We start from the raw sequence: 21,160 nt of genomic DNA, 5'->3' as shown, positions 1-21,160 counted from the left end.
CGCAGCAACGCGCATTCAGTGCCGCCTGGATGACGCAGAAGAACATCGCGCAGGGTCAGGCGATCGCCACCGGGCGCTTGCCTAATGGCCTGCCGGTGTCGTCGCTCAACACGCCGAGCGCGCAACAGCAGCAGGCGCGCGAGCAGTTGCAGCGTTCGCTCGGCAACCTGAACCTGGCCGCGCAGAGCATTGCAGCGCAGCAGGCTGCACAGGCTGCGGCACGTCAGGCGGCGCTGGACGATCCTTCGTCGGTGCCTGATGGCTTGGCCGATGGTGGTTTGCGCGTCGACACCAATTCGCTGACCGCTGGCTGGCTCAACGCGCAGGCCCCTGTGCAATCGCAAGGCGGTGATGGCCGCACTACGGTCACCATCCAGCAGACCGGCGATCGCGCGATCCTCAATTGGGAGACCTTCAACGTCGGCAAGCGCACCACGGTCGATTTCAAGCAGCAGGCCGACTGGGCGGTGCTCAACCGCATCAACGATCCACAGGCGCGGCCTTCGCAGATCCAGGGCCAGATCAAGGCCGATGGCACGGTGCTGATCGCGAACCGCAACGGCATCGTGTTCAGCGGCAGCAGCCAGACCGATACGCGCAACCTCGTGGCGGCCGCAGCGAAGATCGGCGATGACCAGTTCAAGGCGCGCGGCATCTACAGCGCGCAGGAGAGCGGGGCCTACACGCCGAGCTTCACCGATGCCAACGGCAAGGTCGAGGTGCAGGCCGGTGCGCGCATCAACACCGCGGTGCCGACAACCGTCACGCAAGGTGGCGGCTATGCGCTGCTGCTGGGCAAGGAGGTCAGCAACGCGGGTGCCATCACCACGCCACGCGGCCAGGTGCAGATGGCCGCGGGCGACTTCTTCATCGTACGGCCCGGCCAGAGCACCACGGGCAACCAGTACGCGACCACGCGCGGCAACGAGGTGGCGCCGCAGTTCAATGCCGACAGCACGGCGGGCGCGGTGACCAACACGGGCCTGCTGCAGGCGCCCGAAGGCGATATCACGCTCGCGGGCCGCAAGGTGGTGCAGGACGGCGTGGCCGTGTCCACGACGACGGTCGACACGCGCGGCACGATCCATCTGTTGAACTCGGCCAGCGACAAGCTCGGCAGCGTCACCGTCACGTCACGCGGTCTCAATGCGATCCTGCTCGACGACCAGAACGGCCGCACCGCACTCGACAGCCAGCGCGATGCGCTGATCGCCGACTCCGCCGTGCAGGACCTGGCGCGCCGCACTGCAGCCTCGGGCGGCTTCGACAACCTCGCGCGCCTCGACGACCGCCGCGACCAGTCGCGCATCGAGATCGTCTCGGGCGGCGGTGTGGTGTTCGAAGGCGGATCGACCACGCTCGCCACGGGCGGCCAGATCGCGGTGGCCGCGAGCAATGGTTGCAGCACGGTGGCCAATGGCGCGCGGCTCGATGTCTCGGGCGCCGTGGGCGTCCAGGTCGCGATGTCCTCGAACAACGTCGAGATCAACATCCAGGGCAACGAACAGCGCGACGCCCCGCTGAACCGCGACACCACGATGCTCAACAACAGCAACGTGTGGATCGACCGGCGCAAGCTGCTGCGCGTGGCGGCGGGTGTGGGCGGCTACGACAAGGAGCGCTGGTACACGCCGGGCGGCCTGCTCGAGGTCGGCGGCTACCTGGGCCTGCAGGGCCACACGGTGGGCGAGTGGGGGGCGCAGGGCGGCAGCGTGGTGTTCGCGGGCAGTGAACTGGTCGCGCAGGCGGGCTCGAACATCAACCTCTCGGGCGGCACGCTGGACGTGCAGACCGGAATGATCAAGCAGAGCTGGCTCAAGGGTTCCGACGGGCGGCTCTACGAGGTGTCGAGTGCGCCGGCCGATGTGCAGTACACGGGCCTCTACAAGGGCTACGAAGACGCGCACAAGCGCTGGGGCGACAAGACCACGGGCTTCTTCTACAACCCGCTGATCGGGCCGCAGCAGCGGCTCGAGAACGGCTACACGGTGGGGCGCGACGCGGGGCAGCTGATCGTCTCGACCGGCGCCGCCGTGCTCGAGGGCGACCTGACGACGACGGTCTACCGCGGCCCGCGGCAGACGATCCAGCGCGATGGCGGCATCGACGGCTATGCACAGTCGCAAGACGCGGCCGCGCTCGCCGCGCAATTGATCCTCGGCAACTACACGACCGTGTTCAACGCCGACAAGACCAACGGACCGCAGGGCGTGTTCCACAACTTCACGCCGAGCTTCGGCCAGGTGGTGTTCGGCACCGCGCAACCGGCGCTGGGCGACGGCATCGCGCCCGACGGGCCGCTGCCGCAGGCGCTCGAGGACGTGCTCCATGTCGACAGCGACCGCGTCAACGGCTGGAAGCTGGGGCAACTGATGGCCGGCGGCACGCGCAGCCTGACGGTGGAAGCGGCCCTCGCGGTGGTGCCGGGCGGCAGCATCGCGCTGTATGCGCCACAGGTGGAGATCAACGCCGATCTCGTGGCGCGCGGCGGCCAGATCGCGCTGGGCAACGTGCTGCCCTCGGTGGCCGGCCAGGGCACCACGATCAGCATCGCGCTGCCGCCCGCGGCGGGCCAGCGTGCGCGGACCACCGTGGCCGCGGGCGCCACGCTCGACGCGAGCGGCCTGTGGACCAACCTGCTGGCCGATCCGCGCGACGATGCGGGCCTGCCCTACGTGGACGGCGGCAGCGTGTCGATCCGCGGCACCGGCGACGTGACCCTGGCGCAGGGCGCGGCGATCGACGTGTCCTCGGGCGCGGCGCTGCTGCGCAACGGCGCCCTGCGCGGCGGCCATGGCGGCGACGTGACGCTGGCGGCCGGCTACGTGACCGACGCCAACTCGACCGCGACCGACCCCACCGCGCTGCTCACGCTGGCGGGCGAACTGCGCGCCTTCGGCGTGAACGGCGGCGGCACGCTCGACGTGCGCTCGGGCACCGCCGTCGGCATCGGCGGCCAGGCGCTCGACACCGACGGCCTGCTCGCGGCCGGGCAGGCCGCGCCGGTCAACCTGCGGCTGCTGCAAGACTACCAGCTGGTCGCGGGCGACATTGCGCCGATCGATCTCACGGTGACGCTGACCCGCCGGCCGGCCGGCTACACCGTGACGGGCCAGCAGGTCGAGATCCGGATCCCGGGCAATGCGCCGCTGGTGCTGGAGGCGGACTGGGTGGTGCCGTTCAACCTCTTCGATTCGAATGGCGTTCTCCATCGCATCGGCAGCACCGTGCCCGCGGGCACCACGGTGACCCAGGGCTTCTTCCTGCCGGTCGGCGTCACCATTCCCGCCGACGTGTTCCCGGACGGGCTGCCGATCGTGCCGACGCTGGTGCGCTACAACGCCGGCAGCGTGCTCGACATGCCGTTCACGCTGGCGGCCGGCAGCTCGCTCGCCGCCGGCGCGGTGCTGGCGCGGTCGGTCGCCGTGGCACCCACGGGCACGCTGTCGCCCACGCTGTTCCAGACCGGCTTCTCGCACTACGTGGTGACGGCGAGCGACGGCCTCGTGGTGGTGCCGGGCACGCGCATCGAGGTCGCCATGCCGGTGCTGCGCACCGACGTCGACGGCCTGCAGGCGCTGCCCGGCGGCAGCCGGCTCGCCACCGCGCTGCCGGTGTGGACGCCGCCGCTCTACCAGGAGGATGCGCAGCACGCCCGGCTCGCGCAACGCGGCGGCGCGAGCATCGAGTTCGACGCGGGCTCGAGGATCGCCGGCCCGGGCCTGCTCGCGCCGCTGACGGTGGGCACCGATGCGCACATCGCGGTCGATCCGGGCCAGGCCATCACGCTGTGGAGCAACGGCGGCCAGCTGACGGTGGACGGCCGGCTCGACGCCTGGGGCGGCGCCATCTCGATCGCTTCGCAGCCGACTTCCCAGTTCAGCTACCAGGCCTCGACCACGCGCTCGATCTGGATCGGCGACAACGCGGTGCTCGACGCGGCCGCGCGCGCCTACGTGGCGCGCGATGCGCAGGGTCGCGCCTACGGCGTCGCGCCCGACGGCGGCTCGATCGAGCTCGGCCTGTCCGATTCCTTCCTCGTGATCCGACCGGGTGCCGTGCTCGACGCCTCGGGCACCTATGCCGAGGTCGATGGTTCGGCCGGCGGCGCCGCCGGCGTGCCCGCGCGGCCGCTCGCGCTGGCCGGTGGGGGCGGCAGCATCGGGCTGCATTCGTACGTCGGCATGGTCATCGACGGCACGCTGGTCGCGCGCGCGGGCGGCGCCGGCGCGGCCGGCGGCTCGCTGACCTTGGAGATGGCCAACCGGCGCTACCTCGCGGGCGTGGAGAACCTCTCCGACGCCGTGCAGACGATGCACGACATCACGCTGACGCAGCACTACCGCCCCGGCGGCCTGGCCGACGGCCTCGCACCGGGCCAGACCGACGCGGGCCTCAAGTACGGCGCGGCGGTGCTCTCGGCCGACCGGGTGGCCGCCGGCGGCTTCGATGCGCTGACGCTGTCGGCGCACGATCTGCTGCTGTTCGACGGCGACATCGACCTCCAGCTCGGCCGCAGCCTCAACCTGCGCAACGGCTTCCTGACGGTGGCCGACGCCACGCCCGATGCGAAGGTGCGGCTGGCCGCGCCCTACATCCGGCTCGATGGCGGCAGCTGGGACGGCGCCTCGGGCTATTTCAGCCCCGGCATCATCATCGGCGGCCGCGCCGTGGGCCGCCCGGCGCACGGCGACAGCGCGCTGACGCTCGATGCAGGCCTGATCGACATCTACGGCCGCATGCAGTCGGGCGTCGTCGCCGGCTACGGCGACGGTTCCGTGACGCCGAGCGGCTCGAGCGCCAGCCGCACCGTCGAGGCCGACGGCTTCGCGGCCGTCACGCTGCGCAGCGAGGGCGACATCCGGCTCGGCAATGCCGCCTTCATCGTCACCGGCGACCTGCTGATCGAGGCGGCGCAGCTCTATCCGGTGAGCGGGCAGCGCGGCGTGGTGATCGCGGGCCAGGCCAGCCTGCCGAATTCCTCCAATGTCTGGGACCAGGCGCGCAGCCTGGTGATCCGCTCGAACGGCCACGATGCGCCGGTGCCCGATTCGGTGTTCGGCCAGCTGGTGCTGATGGGCCCGACGCTGGACCAGGGCGGCGTGGTGCGCGCGCCGCTGGGCACGATCGGGCTCAACGACATCGGCGGCTCGCTCTACGGCCCGGCCTGGATGAACAGCGTCATCGCCAATCCCGAGGCGCTGCCCTGGATGAAGCTGGTGCTGCGCGACGGCAGCCTGAGTTCGGTGAGCGCCGCGGGCCTGACCATGCCCTACGGCGGCACGCAGGACGGCCTGACCTACCGCGGCACCGACGGCACGCTGTTCAGCCTCGGCGGCAATTTCACGCAGCGGCTCAATTCGAATTCGCCGAGCGATTCCTACGTGCTGGCGCAGGGCATCTCGATCGGTGGCGGCTCGGTGGTGGCCGAGCCGGGCTCGGTGCTCGATCTCTCGGGCGGCGGCGACCTGCGCGGCGCGGGCTTCATCACAGGCCGCGGCGGCTCGGTGGACGTGTTGACGACGGCGCTGGCGAATGCCAATCCGGCGGCCTATGCGCCCGCCGCGAAGGGCAGCGCGGTCTATGCGATCGTGTCCGGCTACGCCTCGGCCTATGCGCCGGTGGTGCGCGACAAGGGCGCCGGCGATCCGGCCGTGGGCCGGCAGATCACGGTCGGCGCGGGGGTGCCAGGCCTGCCCGCCGGCACCTACACGCTGCTGCCCGCCAGCTATGCGCTGATGCCGGGCGCCTTCCGCGTGGAGGTGGGGGCGCGCATGGGGGCCCTGTCCGGCAGCACGGCCGCCACCGGTGCGCTGGCGGATGGCAGCGGCTCGTGGGCCACCACCGGCACGCTGGGCATCGCCGGCACCGGCATCCGCGACAGCCTGCCGAGCGAGGTGCTGGTGACGCCGGGCCAGACGGTGCGGCGCTTCTCGCAATACAACGAGACCAGCTACGCCGACTTCGCGAAGGCGCAGGCGGCGCTGTTCGGCAACGTGCGGCCGCTGCTGCCGGTCGACGGCAAGGTGCTGCGCTTCAGCTTCGCCCAGAACGACGCGGTGGCACCGCTGCAGTTCGAGGGCCGGGCGTTGCTGGATGCCGCCCCGGGCGGCCTGCGCGGCCAGGTCAACCTGCTGGGCGACAAGCCCATCGACATCGTGGGCGGCACCGCGCAGCCCAAGGCCGGCGCCATCGAGGTGTCGGCCGACATGCTCAATGCCTTCCGCGCCGACACGCTGGCGATCGGCGGCATCTACACCTTCTTCAACGGCCAGGATTCGTCGGGCGACAGCGCGCGCGTGTACTTCTCGAACGGCCTGGGCGCGGGCCTGGTGAACGTGCGCAGCGGCGCGACCTTGCGCGCGGGCCAGATCTTCCTGATCGGCAACCAGGTCGAGGTCGAGGGCGGCGCGGTGCTCGACACGCGCGGCATGGGCCGGCCCGGCGTCGATTCCGATCTGGGCTTCCTCTATGCCAATGCACCCGGCGTGTCGAGCGCCCCGTACTCGCCGGCGGTGTTCGCCGTCAGCAACGGCTGGCTGGATTTCCTGCCCGCGCTCGGCACGGGCCGGATCACGGTGCGCGACGGCGCCACGGTGCTCAGCGAAGGCACCATCGCCTTCGCGGCGCCCGGCGGGCTGGCGCTGGGCGACGTGAACCTGGGCGCGCGCTACCTCACGGTGGCGCAGGACCAGATCAACATCGGCACCGCCGCGAGCCTGGCGGCCGCGCAGGCCGCCGGTGCCATGCAGCCGGGCTGGCAACTGACCCAGGGCACGCTCGACCGCCTGCTGCGCCCCTCGGCCAGCACCGGCGTGCCGGCGCTCGAGCGGCTGAGTCTCACGGCCGGCGGCGCCTTCAACTTCTACGGCGCGCTGACGCTGGACACCGGCGACTCGCCGGTGCAGCTGGTGTTCAACACGCCCGCCTTCTACGGCCTGGGCGGCGACGCCGACACGGTGCGCATCGCCACGCGCGACTTCGTCTGGAACGGCATCGCCACGGGCAACGGCACCACCACGCCGTACGCGGGCGCGGCCCCGGTGGCGGTGCAGCCCGGCGGTCCGGGCACGGGCAGCGGCACGCTGGTGATCGATGCGCGCACGGTGCAGTTCGGCTACGACGCACTGAGCCAGCCGCAGCGCCAGGCCGAACTCGAGCGCCTGGCGCTGGGCTTCGGCGCGGTGAAGATCCAGGCGAGCGACCGCGTCACGGCCAACAACAAGGCCGCGCTGCTGGTGGGACGCTCGCGCGACGCGGACGGCACGCTGCAGGGCGGGTCGCTGTCGATCGTGACGCCGCTGCTCACGGGGCAGGCCGGTTCGGCGATGCGCTATGTGGCGGGTGGCGACATCGAGGTGTCGGCCCCCGCGGGTGCGCCCGCTGTCGACACCGCCGCCATCGCCGAACTCGGCGCCTCGCTGAGCCTGCAGGGCCGGCGCATATCGCTCGATACCACGGTGGCGCTGCCCAGCGGCGTGCTCAAGCTGCTGGCCGACGGCGACATCGCGCTGGGCGAGGGCGCGCGCATCGACCTGTCGGGCCGCGCCGTGCAGTTCTACGACATCACCAAGTACAGCTGGGGCGGCGCCGCGACGCTGACGAGCACCGGCGGCAGCATCGCGCAGGCCGCGGGCTCGCGCATCGACGTGTCGGCCGCGCACGAGGACGCTGGGTCGCTGACGCTCGACGCCAAAGCCGGCACGGTGACGCTGGCCGGCGCGTTGTTCGGCGCGGGCGGCGGCGCCGGCTTCGACGACGGCAAGTTCGACCTGACGACGCGCGCCATCTCCGACGCCGACTTCGCGGCGCTCAATGCGCGCCTGAACGATGCCGCCTTCTTCGGCGCGCGCGGCTTCGTCGTGAAGCAGGGCGACCTGAACGTGGGCGAGGGCGTGCGCGCGCGGCAGGTGAGCATCGCCACCGACGCGGGCCGCCTCACGGTCAACGGCACCATCGACGCCTCGGGCGCCACGCCCGGCAGCATCCGCCTGAACGCCAGCGGCGACCTCACGCTGGCGGCCGGCGCGGTGCTCGACACCCATGCCACCACGCTGGTCACCGACAGCTATGGCGTGCCCATCGATGCGTCGAACCGCGCGAAGATCGCGCTGGGCAGCACCGGCGGCACGGTGCGCCTCGAGCCGGGTGCGACGCTGGACCTGCGTTCGCCCGACGGCGTCGCGCGCGGCCATGTCGACATCGACGCGCCACGCTTGGGCAGCACCGGCCCGAGCGCCACCGGTCCCGATGCACCGGCCAACGCCACCGGCGGCGACATCGCGATCTCGGCCGCGGGCCCGCTCAATATCAAGGGCGCGCAGGCGATCGCGCTGAACGGCGTCGCGCGCTACACCAATGCGCGGCCCGATCCCGACGACGCCAACGGCCAGATCGTCGACCAGGACTACCTCGACCGCATCGACAGCGACAGCCGCGCCTTCGACACCGCAGCGCGCGGCAACGCCGACCTGCGCGCGCGCATGGCCGGGCTCACGGCCTATGGCGATGCCTTCCATCTGCGCCCCGGCGTGGAGATCGCCAGCAGCACGCCCACCGGCAACCTCACGGTCAAGGGCGACCTCGACCTGTCGGGCTACCGCTACGGCCCCGAGGCCGACCGCGACCTGGCCTCGACGCGCTACGGCGCGGGCGAGCCGATGTCGCTGGCACTGCGCGCGGGCGGCGACCTCAACATCCACGGCAGCATCAACGACGGCTTCGCGCCGCCGCCGGCCACGCCCGACGACAGCGGCTGGCAGACCCGCCTGCAGGTGCTGTTCACCAACCAGCCGGCGCCGAAGGACGTCACGGTCAGCGTGCCCTTCAACGCCACCTGGGGCGACTTCTGGTACGTGTTCCCCGGCATCTTTTCGGGCGACTACCCGGTCGTGGTGTCGGGCTCGCTCAGCGACGACTACGGCACTTACGGCCCGGGCGACACGATCTACAACGGCTTCCTCGCCGGCACCATCACGGTCGCGGCCGGCACGGTGCTGACCGCGGTCGCGCCGGGCGGCGCCGACATCCTGCTCAGCGGCCCGCGCGCCGAGCCCGGCCGCCTGTGGGCCGCGTCGCCGATGCTGGCCGCGGGCAGCCTGTCGGCCTCGATCCGGCTGGTGAGCGGCGCCGATCTCGGCGCCGCCGACACGCGCCGGCTGCAGGGCGCCGCGCAGCTGGCCGGCCGCGGCAACCTGGTGCTCGACGACCTGCACCTGGCCGGCACGACCACGCAGTTCACCGTGCAGGCGCCGAGCGTGGTGCGCACCGGCACCGGCGACCTCGAGCTCTACGCCGGCGGCAGCTACCGGCAGGAGTCGCTGTTCGGCGTGTACACAGCGGGCACCTCGGTGGCCGGCACCGGCAACGACTCGGGCTACAACGCGCCACGCGCCAGGCTGCCCGACGGCAGCGTGCTCGGCGCGGGCAACGCGGACTACGAGCGCACGCTGCCCGCGCAGCGCATGTGGTTCACCGAGAACGGCGGCGACTTCACGCTCTCGGCGCAGGGCGACATCCTCGGCTACCTGCAGCCCGAGACCCTGTCGACCGGCGAGTGGCTGTGGCGCCAGGGCGGCGCCGAGATCGGCGAGCGCACGGCCTGGGGCCTGAACTTCGGCAGCTATGCCATCGACGGCTGGCCGACCCTCGCGCAGCCGCGGCTGGGCTTCGGCGGTTTCGCCGGCATGGGCACGCTCGGCGGCGGCAATGCCAGCGTGCACGCGGGCGGCAACATCGGCACCACGGGCTCCTTCACGCGCGGCCTGCTGGTCGCGGTGGGCAGCACCGGCCGTGTCGCCGACGGCGGCGTGCTGGCGCAGACCGGCGGCGGCAATCTCGACGTCTCGGCCGGCGGGCAGATCCGCACCGGCCTGTATGCCAACCTGCGCGGCGACACGCGCATGGCCGCCGCCGACGTGGGCAGCGTGGTGCTCAAGAACTTCGCCACGCCCAACAGCCAGGACCCGCGCGCGGTCGACCCGCACACGCCCTACAGCGGGCAGCGCGACGGCGTCGTGAACTTCGCGCCGGGCGACGGCGTGCTGCGCATCGAGACGCTGGGCGACCTCGCGATCGGCGCGGTGGTGGATGCGGGCCGCGCGGGCGAGCGCGTCGAGACGCAGGCCAGCAACGGCAGCCTGAGCGGCCCGACCGCCAGCTGGTTCACGCTGTGGACCGACCGCACGGCGCTCGACCTGTTCTCCGCGGGCGGCAACATCTCGCCCTTCGGCATGCCGAACATGGATCCCGTGACCAACATCCAGGACGTGAGCAGCAGCACGAACATCATGCCGGCCACGCTGAGCGCGGTGGCGGCCGGCGGCAGCATCTACTACGCGACCGAGAGCCCCGGTGCCGGCCAGATGATGCCGTCGCCGGTCGGCCACCTGGACCTGCTGGCGCGCGATCTCGTGAGCGGCGACGCGACCAATTCCGTCACCTTCGGGCACAACGCGATCGGGCCGCTGGGCACGGCGCTGTCGAGCATGGTCACGCCGCTGCGCCCGGGCTGGCGCATGCTGCGCGACGTCCCCAGCAACCCGCTGGCCGCCACCAACTACTGGAACGCCAGCAAGCTGCAGCAGTACGAGTGGGACGCGATGTACCAGAACAGCTTCGCCGACTACATTCCCGCGCACATCGGCACGGGGGGCACGCTGTTCAACTTCGGGCTCAACACCGTGAGCGACGCCAGCATGGCCGGCACCGGCGTGGCCTCGCACATCTATGCGGTCGACGGCGACGTGCTGGCGGTGCAGATCGGCAGCCTGCAGAACGTGAGCCTGGGCAACGGCGAGGCGCCGATCCCGACCTACCTGGCCTCCAAGCCGCTGCGCATCCTCGCCGGCGGCGACATCGTCAACAGCAGCGGCCTGATCGTGCAGAGCGACCCGGCCGAGATCTCGATGATCGCGGCCGGCGGCGACATCCTCTACACCAACTTCAGCATCGCCGGCCCCGGCACGCTCGAGGTGTCGGCGGGCGGGCAGGTCTACCAGGGCAACCGCGCCAGCCTGACCAGCCTGGGCGCCATCGCGCTCGGCGACCGGCGCCCCGGTGCCGACATCGTGGTGCAGGCGGGCCTGGGCGCTGGCCCGCGCGGGCAGGGCGCGAGCGACTTCGCGGGCTTCGCGGCGCAGTACCTGGACCCGGCCCGCGCGATCGACCCCTCGGCGGCGCTGGCCGACCAGCCCGGCAAGGTGGTGAAGACCTACGACGCCGAGCTCGCGCAATGGCTGCGCGAACGCTTCGGCTACGCGGCTTCGTCGCCGGCCGATGCGCTGGCGCATTTCCAGGCGTTGCCGCCCGAGCAGCAGCGCGTGTTCGTGCGCGCGGTGTTCTATGCCGAGCTCACGGCCGGCGGGCGCGAGTACAACGACCCCGACAGCAAGCGCTACGGCAGCTACCTGCGCGGACGCAACGCGATCACGGCGCTGTTTCCCGAACGCGACGCGAACGGGCAGCCGATCGCGCGCGCGGGCGGCCTCACGCTCTACCAGGGCAGCAACGGCAACGCCGGCATCCGCACCGTGGTGGGCGGCGACATCCAGACCCTGACGCCGGGCGGCAGCACCATCGTCGGCGTGGAGGGCGTGACGCCGGCGAGCGTGGGAAGCGTGAGTCCCGCGGGCCTCATCACCCAGGGCGAGGGCAGCATCGACATCTACAGCCAGGGCAGCATCCTGCTGGGCCTGTCGCGCATCATGACCACCTTCGGCGGCGACATCCTCGGCTGGTCGGCCACGGGCGACATCAATGCCGGGCGCGGTTCGAAGACCACGCTGGTCTACACGCCGCCCAAGCGCGAGTACGACGCGCTGGGCAACGTCAAGCTCTCGCCGAACGTGCCGAGCACGGGCGCGGGCATCGCGACGCTCGATCCGATTCCGGAAGTGCCGCCGGGCGACGTGGACCTGATCGCGCCTCTCGGGACCATCGACGCGGGCGAGGCGGGGATTCGCGTGTCGGGCAACGTCAATCTCGCGGCACTGCAGGTGGTGAATGCCGCCAACATCCAGGTCAAGGGCGAGTCGGCCGGACTGCCGGTGGTGGCCTCGGTCAACGTCGGCGCGCTCACGAATGCGAGCGCCGCGGCCGCGCAGGCCACGATGGCGGCGCAGGACGTGATGCAGCGCGAACGCGCGAGCGCACGCCAGGCCTTGCCCTCGGTGTTCACCGTGCGCGTGCTGGGCTTCGGCGACGAGGCACCGGCCCCCGCGCCGGCACCGTCCGGCGGTGCCACGGGCGCACCGGCGGCACCCGCGCAGCGCAGCGTGCGCTACGACCCGGCCAGTCCGTTCCAGATGCTGGGGCAAGGCGCGCTCGACGCCGCGCAGCTCGCGAAGCTCACGCCGGCCGAGCGCGCGCGGCTGGCCGAACTCGGCGGCGCCGGCGCGCGTGGCCGCTAGGCGCGGGAAGAGTTTCGTGAAACTTGCGTGACAAAGCGCATTCGGCGGCCCGCTCATCCGTCTCTATGGCGATGACTTCCCTACGCTTTGCACGCCGCATGGCGGCTGTCGCCTGCGCGGCCGCTGCCGTGCTCGCGTGGCCGGCCGCCCAAGCGGCCGATGAACAGCCCGCGCGCGGGCTCGAAGGCAACGCCAGCGGCGTGTTCCTCAACGAAGCCGGCGACGTGCTGACCGCGCGCCATGCCGTGACCGGCTGCCGCTCGCTGTTCGTGCTCAAGGACGGCCGCGTGGCCGAAGCCACGGTGCGCGTGACGAGCCCGCTGGCCGACCTCGACATCGCCGTGCTGCACAGCGACATCAAGCCCTACCTGGGCGCGACCTTCCCGCGCAGCGAGGTGCTGCCGGCCGCGACGATCTCGGTGTTCTCCGAGGCCCACGGTCCGCTGCAGCGCATGGCCGACCGCTCGGCCGTGCTCGGCAACGCGCTCACCGTGCCGGGCGCCGAGGGCCTGCAGCTGCTGTCGGGCGCCAAGCCCGGCGCCAGCGGCAGCGCGGTGCTCGACGCCGGCGGCCTGCTGCTGGGCGTGGTGGTGGAGCGCATCGCGGCCGCGCCCGGCGCCAGCGGCGGCACGCTGAGCCGGCTGCCCAGCCTGTCGGGCAGCGGCGCGGCGGCGGGCTCCACGCGCGTGCGCGCCGAGACCGCCGCGCGCATCAAGCATTTCCTGCGCGACAACGGCGTGGCCTACAGCGAGAGCGACACGCCGCAGCTCGGCCCCCAGCAGTCGCCGGCCGCGCGCGCCGCCACGCTGTCGGTCGGCGTGCTGTGCGGCTGAGCCGGCACCGATTTCCAGAACTTTCCCGAAAGAACGCATGTTCCCCTTGCACCGTCATTCCGCCGCCGCGCCGCGGCCCTGGGCCAGCCTGTTCCGCGCGCTCGGCCTCGCCGGCCTCGGCCTGGCCGCCGTGCACATGCCCGTGCAGGCCCAGCCCGCGCCCTCGGCGCGCGCACCGGTGCCGCAGCACTGGATCAGCTATGCCGAGCTGGCCGGCAACCAGTTCCAGGGCCGCCTCAGCGACCCGGCCGACGAGACCGTGCAGCGCCTGCATGCCTGGATGCAGCAGCGCCTGCTGGAAGAGGGCCGCACCCTGCCGCCGCCGCCGCTGATCGTGCGCGTGTGGGTCGCACCCGACGGCCGGCCCGAGCGCGTGGCCTTCGATTCGCTGGGCAATGCGCAGGCCGATGCCGACCTGCGCCAGCTGCTGACCGCGCAGCCGCTGTCGGAGCCGCCGCCGCGGGACATGCGGCAGCCGATGGTGTTGCAGCTGACGTTGAAGGTGCTGACGGCGAGTTGAGGCGCGGAAGGCTGGGTATGCTGGGCGCCTGACGAGCCGGAGGGAGTGGGGCCGGCCTTGTCGCATGCAAGGAGGAGGGCACTCGGACATGGCGGTCATCCCGGCACACGAGAAAAGAAATGCCAGCGACCCGATCGAACTCGCGGTCATCGGGGGCGGGCCGAAGGCGGCCGCGCTGACGGCGAAGGCCAAGGTGCTTCGCGAGACGGGGCAGCTGGACGTCCGGATCACGATCTTCGAGCCCGATGGCATCGGAGCGCATTGGCGCGGCCTTGCCGGCTACACGGATGGCGAGCAGCGCCTGTGCACGCTGGCCGAGCGCGACGTCGGCTACCCGTACTCATCGCTGTTCGGCAAGGACGTCGACCTGCGGATGGCGGCCGACTACTCCTGGGGGCGCTTCCTGCACGAACGGCCGAGCGGCTATGAGCATGGCTTCCGCACCTGGCTCGATGCGGGACGCAAGCCGCCGTATCACGCCAGCTACGCCGACTATCTGTCGTGGGTAGTGGCGTCTTCCAGTTCCCGGCCCACGGTCGAGGCACAGGTCGTCGAACTGGCGAAGGACGACGGCCTTTGGCAGATTCGCAGTCGGCAAGGCACCGATCGCCCGGTGCTGGAGAAGACGCGGTTCCATGGCGTGATCGTCACGGGACCCGGTCCTGCGCGTCAGATCGGCATCGTGAAGAAGCGTGGTGTCACCGCCCCTTCGATGAACATCTTCAACGGACGGGACTTCTGGCAACGTGCCGAGGAGGTCAGGCGCTGCCTGAAGGAGATGGGAAAGCGCGGCGACGACGACGCGGAGATCGTCATCGTCGGTGCGGGAGGCACGGCGGCCGCGGTTCTGTCCTGGCTGATCGAAGAAGGCGCCAGGGACCGGCGGATCGTGATCGTCGCGAGCCAGGCTTCGCTGTACACGCGCGTCGACAGCGTCTTCGAGAACCGGCTCTTCAGCGACGAGACCGTCTGGGAAACCCTGTCGAAGGAGAGCCGGCGAGCCTTCTTCGATCGGCTCAACCGGGGTGTGGTCTGGGCGACGGTCATGGACCGGGTTGCCACCGCCTCGGGCTTGACCATGCTCGATGGGCGGGCCGAAAGCATCCAGGTGGACTCGGCGGACCAGTGGTCCTTGTCCGTGGAACGCGGCGACAAGACCAGGGTCCAGCTGCGTCCCTCGCTCTTGATCGACGCCACGGGATTCGACCCGTGGTGGTTCCTGTCGATGATCAAGGGATGGCCGCAGGCGGCGGCGAAGCCCACCAAGCCGCAGCGGGAAAGGTGGGAGCGCGCGATGTCGAAGAACCTTTCGCTGACGGGCGGCCCCTGGAAAGGCTATCCGCCGCTGCACGCGCCGATGGTCTCGAGCCATATCGGACCCGGCTATGGGAGCTTGATGGTCCTGGGGGCGATGGCGGACCGTATCCTCGGTGCCTACATCTGAACATCCATACACCACCATATACGTACACCTGTACATGTCGCCTAAAATGAGGAGCGGGCCACGTGGCCCGATCTCTTCAGCCACCAGGAGCTTGTCATGACGTCCAAAAATCTGGTCCTTCGGACGGTCTACATCGATCCGGAAGTGGACGACCTGTTGCGCAACGAGGCGTTCGCCGGGCGCACCAGCAAGAACGATCTTTTCCGGAAATACCTGAGCCTTGGCATGGAGGCCGCGCGCAAAGCCGCCAAGCCGGCAGCGCCAGATTCGGTCAAGGCAGATGCCGCCGCCGCTAGGAAGGCCGCACCGAAGACGAAGCCAGCCGCCGGCGCGGCAGCCAAGGCCCGATAGCTCAGCGTTTCGCCGCGGCCTCCGCCGCCTCGATCGCCGCGCTCACATCGCCCACGGTCGCGGGATCGCTGTCCTTGCCGACCAGCTCCTTGAGCGCCGCCAGGTGCGCCACGCCCAGCGCCTCGTCCGCGCCGGCTGGCAGATCGGGCACGACGCCCGTGCCTTCCCAGTTGGTGCGCGTGATCGGGTTGATCGAGCGCGCGAAGGGGATCGTGACCTCGAAGTGATCGTTCAACCGATGGTTCCTGGAGGGATGGGCGCCGCCCTTGGTGCGTTCGCCGACGATGCGGGCGCGCTTCAGCGCCTGCAGGTTGTACGCGAACTCCTCGCCGCCCGAGAAGGTCGGCTGCTGGTCAATACATAGACCGGCCGGTTCAGGTAGCGCGGGCCGCGCAGCCTGGCGCGGGTCCAGTGCGACTCCACGCGGCGGCCTTCGCGATGCAGCACGTCGTTGAGGTGCACCTTGCCTTCGAGCAGATGGCTGCTGACCTGGGCCACGCCCGCGGGCCAGCCGCCGCCGTTCTGGCGCAGGTCGACGATCAGGGCATCGGTGTGGGCGAGGAAACCGAAGACGCTCGCGGCGGTCGCCGCCAGCGCCTCGGGCTTGTCGAAACAGCGCAGGTCGATGTAGCCGACGTTGCCGGCCATGCGCTCGGCCTTGTAGAAGCAGTGGTTGTGGCGCACGTACTGCCGCGCCAGCTGTGCTTGCGACGCCGCGGCAGCCTTCGGATCGGCCGGCTTCGGCAGCGGTTCGCGGCTGAAGCCCACGAGCAGGTGCTTGTCCTGGTTCACCGATTGCAGATCCTGCTCGAGCTGCGCGCGCAGCGCGTCGGCCGTCTCGATGCCCGCATAGGCCCCGTCGCGCAGCCGCGCGCGCAGGTGGGCCGCGATGGCCTCGGCCTGCGTTGGCAGCACGTAGTGGGCCTGCATTAGCTCGGCGGTGCGGGCCACGAGGCGGTCGCGCTCGGCGGGCGCGATGGGAACGGTGTCGTGGGACTGCGCGGCGGCCGATGCGGCCAGCGCGCTGAGCGCAAGGGCGAGGAGGGCGGAGGGAAGAAAGCGGCGCATGGCCGCGATGCTAAGGCCGCGGAAAAAGGCCTCAGCCCGCGGCCGCGAGGATGTCCTCGAGCGCGCCGATGTCGATCGGCTTCTGCAGATGGTGGTCGAACAGCTTGCGCCCGTCGGGGCCGCCCGCGGCGCCGGCATCGGCGGCCGAGAAGCCCGAGATCGCAATCAGCAGCTTCGGCGCGCCCTGCGCCTCGGTCTCGCGCAGCCGGCGCGCGACCTGGGTGCCGGGGATGTCGGGCAGCGTGAGGTCGATCAGCGCGGCATCGAAGCGTTCGGCGGCGGCGGCGTCCAGCGCCTGCTGGCCGGTGTAGGTGCAGCGGGCGGTGTGGTCCTGCAGGGTCAGCAGTTCCTGCAGCAGGTCGGCTGCGGCTTCGTTGTCGTCGACGATCAGCACGTTCACGGCGGTCGGTCCTTGGTGGCCTTTGCGGCCTTTGGTTTTCTGAAAATGTCCGGAATGGAACATTGTCCCGGCACCGCGCCGCGCGTGGGGTAGGAGCAAGCCTACGGTTGTGCCGATCCTCGTGGCGCGGCCAGCGGCAGCTCGACGCTGAAGGTCGATCCCTCGCCCGGCGCGCTCTCGACGCCGATGCGCCCGCCGTGCAGGTCGACGATCTGGCGCGTGATGTACAGGCCCAGGCCGAGCCCGGCCGCATGCTTGCGGCTGTGCTCGGTGCGCTCGAACTGCTCGAAGATGCGCGCCTGGTCCTCGGCCGCGATGCCGATGCCGCGGTCGCGCACGCTGACGCGCGCGAAGCCGTCGTCGCCGGTGCCCACCTGCGCCACCACCATCTCGACCGGCCGGCCGCCGCCGTAGCGCAGCGCATTGGTCAGCAGGTTGGTCAGCACCTGCTCGATGCGGAACTCGTCCCACACGCCCGGCAGCTCGGCCGGTGCCTGCAGCGAGATCTCGGAGCCGGCGGCCTCGGCCTGCTGGCGCAGGTTCTCGACCACGGCGCGCGCGAGCTGCGCGAGATCGGTCGGCTTGGGCTGGATCGAGAGCGCGTCCTTGCGCATGCGCGTGACGTCGAGCATGTCGTCGATCAGCCGGACCATGTTGCGGATCTGCCGCTGGTCGCGCTCGATCATCGCGGGCAGGCGGTCGGCCGTGAAGGCCGCGAGGTTGCCCTTGGACACGTGCAGCTGGCGCAGCTGGGCCTCGAGGTAGAGCGTGTTGAGCGGCGTGCGCAGCTCGTGCGAGACCATCGACATGAAGTCGTCGCGCATGCGCACCGCGCGCTCGAGCTCGCGCTGCGTGACCTGCAGCTGCACCACCAGCTCCTCCTGCTTGCGGTGCGCGTGGGCCAGCAGTTCCATCTCGTGGCGCAGCGCCTTGCGGTGGCGGTGCAGGTCGACGAACACGTTGACCTTGCTGATCACGGCATGCGGGTCGAGCGGCTTGTGCAGGAAGTCGACGGCACCGCTCTCGTAGCCCTGGAAGGCGTAGTTGCGCTCGCGCCCGGCGGCGCTCACGAAGATCAGCGGGATGTGCCGCGTGCGCTCGGTGCCGCGCATCATCTCGGCCAGCTCGAAGCCGTTCATGCCGGGCATCTGCACGTCGACGATGGCGAGCGCGAACTCGTGCTCGAGCAGCAGCGTCAGCGCCTCCTCGGCCGACTGGGCACGGAACACGGGCCGCCCGGGCGCGCGGATCAGCGCCTCGAGCGCCACCAGGTTCTCGGGCAGGTCGTCGACGATCAGCAGCTTGCTTTCGACGTCAATTTCCATGAGCGGTCTCCAGGTGCATCAGCAGGGTGTGGAGATCGCGCAGCGGCAGCACGAAGTCGGGCGAATGGCGCGCTATGGCGGCGTTGGGCATGACGGAAACCAGGGCTTCTTGGGGGTCCTGCACGGCGGTCAGCCCGCCGGCACGGTGAATGCGGTCCATGCCCTCGGCGCCATCGTCGTTGGCACCGGTGAGCAACACGCCGGCGAGGCCGGCGCCGTAGACGTCGGCCGCGGAGGCCATCAGCACGTCGATCGAGGGGCGCGAGAACAGCACGGGCGGCTCGCAGCTCAGCGAGAAACAGCGATCGCGCTCGATCGACAGGTGGTAGCCGGGCGGCGCGAAATAGAGCGTGCCGGGAACCAGCGGCATCTTGTCCGCCGCCTCGCGCACCGGCATGGCGACGCGCTCGCCGAACACCTCGGCCAGCCGGCTGTCGTGCCCCTCGGGCAGGTGCAGCACCACCACCTTGGGGATGCGGCTGACCAGGGGCAGGCCGATCAGCAGGGCGAGCAGCGCGTCGATGCCGCCCGCGGAGGCGCCGATGACCACCGCCTCGACGCGGCGGCGCAGGTGGGAGGGCAGCGCCTGTCTCACGTGGCCTTCCTGTAGATGCGCTCGGGGCGCGCCAGCGGCTCGAAGCGCTCGGCGTAGGCCGAGAAGTCGATGCTCTCCTTGGCGCCCAGGCCGAGGAAGCCGCGGTGGCTCAGCGACTCGTGGAACAGGCCGAGCGCGCGGTCCTGCAGCTCGCGGTTGAAGTAGATCAGCACGTTGCGGCAGGACACGAGCTGGGTCTCGGCGAACACGCTGTCGGTGGCCAGGCTGTGGTCGGCAAAGATGGTGTCGGCGCACAGCGAGGGGTCGAAGCGCGCGGCGTCGTAGGCCGCGGTGTAGTAGTCGGAGAACGCGCGCAGCCCGCCCGCGCGCTGGTAGTTGGCGGTGTAGCCGCGGATCGCCTCGAGCGGAAAGATGCCCTGGCGCGCCTTCTCGAGCGAGGCCGGGTTGATGTCGGTGGCATAGATCTGCGTACGTTCGAGCAGGCCTTCCTCGCGCAGCAGGATGGCGAGCGAGAACACCTCCTCGCCGGTGCTGCAGCCCGCCACCCAGACCTTGACCGACGAATAGGTGTGCAGCAGCGGCACCACGTGTCGGCGCAGGCCCAGGAAGTAGGCCGGGTCGCGGAACATCTCGCTGACCGGGACGGTGAGGAACTGCAGCAGGCGCCCGAACAGCGCGGCGTCGCGCAGCACCCGGTCCTGCAGCGCCGAGATCGAGGGCAGGCCGAGTTGCGTGAGCGCGTGCAGCACGCGGCGCTTCTGCGAGGCCAGCGTGTAGTCGCGGAAGTCGTAGCTGTACTTGAGGTAGATCGCCTCCATCAGCAGGCGCAGCTCGATCTCGGTGTCGCTCAGCGGCTGCGGCGGCGCGGCGATCGCGCCCGGTACGGCGGGCGAGGCGGGCAGGACCGGGCGGCCGGTCGACGGCCGTTCGGGCGGCGAGGGCGGCGGCGATCCGGTCACAGGCGCTCCATCTTCGGCATCCATACGCGCAGCAGCGAGAACAGGCGGTCCAGGTCCACCGGCTTGGCGAGGTAGTCGCTGGCGCCCGCGGCCAGGCATTGCTCGCGGTCGTCCTTCATGGCCTTGGCGGTGATGGCGATCACCGGCAGCTTGGCGAAGCGCGGATCGGCGCGCAGGTGGCGCGTGGCTTCCAGGCCATCCATCTCCGGCATCATGACGTCCATCAGCACGAGGTCGATCTCCTTCACGCGGTCGAGCTGCTCGAGGGCCTCGCGGCCGTTGCGGCCGATCTCGACCTTCGCGCCGCGCTGCTCGAGCGCACTCGTGAGCGCGAAGATGTTGCGCACGTCGTCGTCCACCAGCAGCACCGTGCGGCCCTCGAAGATCCGGTCGCGTCCGCGCGCGGCCTTGAGCATGCCCTGGCGCTCGCTCGAGAGCTCGGCCTCGACCTTGTGCAGGAACAGGGTCACCTCGTCGAGCAGCCGCTCGGGCGAACGCGCGCCCTTGATGATGATCGAGCGCGAGTAGCGGTGCAACTCGGCCTCCTCCTCGCGCGTGAGGTTGCGCCCGGTGTAGACGATCACCGGCGGGAACGAGACGATGTCCTCCGAGGCCATGCGCTTGAGCAGCTCGCTGCCCTGCATGTCGGGCAGCTTCAGGTCGGTGATCATGCAGTCGAAGATGCGGCTGCGCAGCAGCTCCAGCGCCTCCTCGCCCGAGGCCACGTCGACGATCTCGATGTCGTCGTCGCCGATCAGCTGGATCACGCTGCGGCGCTGCAAGTCGTCGTCCTCCACCAGCAGCACCGTCTTGACCTTCTGCGTGAGCTTCTCCTCCAGCCGCGCGAACACGCGCGTGAGCTCGTCGCGCGTGGCGGGCTTGCGCGCATAGCCGATCGCGCCCATGTGCAGCGCGGCCTCGGCGTTGTCGGCGGCCGAGACCACGTGGATCGGGATGTGGCGCGTGAGCGGCGAGTCCTTCAGGCGCTGCAGCACGTCCAGGCCGGTGCTGTCGGGCAGCCGCATGTCGAGCAGGATCGCGTCGGGCACGAACTCGCTGGCCAGCGCGAAGCCGTCGGCCGCGCCATGCGCGACCAGGCAGCGGTAGCCGAGCTCGTGCGCCAGGTCGTAGAGGATGTGGGCGAACTGCGGCTCGTCCTCGATCACGAGCACGCGCCGAACCTGCAGGTCGCGCGGCAGCGCGCGGTCGTCGGCGAACTGCGGCGCGGGCACCACGGGGGCCGGCGCGGCCGGGGCCGGGGGCACGGCGGGCACCGGCGCGCGCGGGGGCAGGC

The 21,160-nt window shown here is 71.2% G+C and carries 10 protein-coding genes and 1 pseudogene; 5 read left to right on the top strand and 6 right to left on the bottom strand.

Annotated features, from left to right (window positions below):
- Positions 1 to 29: 29 nt before the first annotated feature.
- The 5 genes from AC07PU_RS26015 (at position 30) to AC07PU_RS25995 (ending at position 15,558) form a co-directional block, all read left to right on the top strand.
- Positions 30 to 12,410 carry a filamentous hemagglutinin family protein gene (locus AC07PU_RS26015; RefSeq protein ID WP_495321456.1) on the top strand — a complete coding sequence of 4,127 codons (12,381 nt, stop codon included), beginning with the start codon at positions 30 to 32 and terminating at the stop codon, positions 12,408 to 12,410.
- A gap of 98 nt (positions 12,411 to 12,508) precedes the next feature.
- Complete coding sequence (locus tag AC07PU_RS26010) at positions 12,509 to 13,243, top strand: S1 family peptidase (RefSeq protein ID WP_093341888.1); 735 nt, start codon at positions 12,509 to 12,511, stop codon at positions 13,241 to 13,243.
- Between the two features lie 46 nt (positions 13,244 to 13,289).
- Entirely contained in the window at positions 13,290 to 13,763 is a 474-nt protein-coding gene (locus AC07PU_RS26005) for an energy transducer TonB (protein ID WP_296799654.1), read from the top strand.
- A gap of 88 nt (positions 13,764 to 13,851) precedes the next feature.
- Positions 13,852 to 15,207, top strand: coding sequence for a SidA/IucD/PvdA family monooxygenase (locus AC07PU_RS26000; protein ID WP_495321455.1), 1,356 nt, complete (start codon positions 13,852 to 13,854; stop codon positions 15,205 to 15,207).
- A gap of 96 nt (positions 15,208 to 15,303) precedes the next feature.
- On the top strand, positions 15,304 to 15,558 hold the full coding sequence (locus AC07PU_RS25995; RefSeq protein WP_495321454.1) for a hypothetical protein: 255 nt from the start codon (positions 15,304 to 15,306) through the stop codon (positions 15,556 to 15,558).
- Position 15,559: 1 nt separating this feature from the next.
- Here the strand turns inward: AC07PU_RS25995 and AC07PU_RS25990 are convergent.
- The 6 genes and pseudogenes from AC07PU_RS25990 to AC07PU_RS25965 form a co-directional block, all read right to left on the bottom strand.
- A pseudogene (locus AC07PU_RS25990) lies at positions 15,560 to 16,626 on the bottom strand (S41 family peptidase).
- Between the two features lie 31 nt (positions 16,627 to 16,657).
- Positions 16,658 to 17,026, bottom strand: coding sequence for a response regulator (locus tag AC07PU_RS25985; protein ID WP_177239277.1), 369 nt, complete (start codon positions 17,024 to 17,026; stop codon positions 16,658 to 16,660).
- 101 nt (positions 17,027 to 17,127) lie between these two features.
- Entirely contained in the window at positions 17,128 to 18,351 is a 1,224-nt protein-coding gene (locus AC07PU_RS25980) for a hybrid sensor histidine kinase/response regulator (protein WP_495321453.1), read from the bottom strand.
- Positions 18,341 to 18,946 carry a chemotaxis protein CheB gene (locus AC07PU_RS25975; protein WP_208511741.1) on the bottom strand — a complete coding sequence of 202 codons (606 nt, stop codon included), beginning with the start codon at positions 18,944 to 18,946 and terminating at the stop codon, positions 18,341 to 18,343. Before AC07PU_RS25975 ends, AC07PU_RS25980 begins: the two co-directional genes overlap by 11 nt.
- Positions 18,943 to 19,866: a CheR family methyltransferase gene (locus AC07PU_RS25970; RefSeq protein ID WP_495321452.1), complete on the bottom strand. Its 924-nt coding sequence runs from the start codon at positions 19,864 to 19,866 to the stop codon at positions 18,943 to 18,945. The genes AC07PU_RS25975 and AC07PU_RS25970 overlap by 4 nt, the downstream gene beginning before the upstream one ends.
- Positions 19,863 to 21,160: response regulator (locus AC07PU_RS25965; RefSeq protein WP_493196340.1), on the bottom strand; the 1,298-nt coding region annotated here is incomplete at its 5' end. The genes AC07PU_RS25970 and AC07PU_RS25965, both read right to left, overlap by 4 nt.

This window comes from Variovorax sp. GW821-FHT10D07 (assembly GCF_059415325.1).
The sequence above is the reverse complement of the archived record's forward strand: the minus strand, read 5'-3'. Positions and strand labels throughout refer to the sequence as shown.

Bases quoted from the DNA above. Each gene is read 5' to 3' on its own strand.
- AC07PU_RS26010 (WP_093341888.1), top strand. From the start codon at position 12,509: ATGGCGGCTGTCGCCTGCGCGGCCGCTGCCGTGCTCGCGTGGCCGGCC.
- AC07PU_RS25980 (WP_495321453.1), bottom strand. From the start codon at position 18,351: ATGGAAATTGACGTCGAAAGCAAGCTGCTGATCGTCGACGACCTGCCC.
- AC07PU_RS26000 (WP_495321455.1), top strand. From the start codon at position 13,852: ATGGCGGTCATCCCGGCACACGAGAAAAGAAATGCCAGCGACCCGATC.
- AC07PU_RS25995 (WP_495321454.1), top strand. From the start codon at position 15,304: ATGACGTCCAAAAATCTGGTCCTTCGGACGGTCTACATCGATCCGGAA.
- AC07PU_RS26015 (WP_495321456.1), top strand. From the start codon at position 30: ATGACGCAGAAGAACATCGCGCAGGGTCAGGCGATCGCCACCGGGCGC.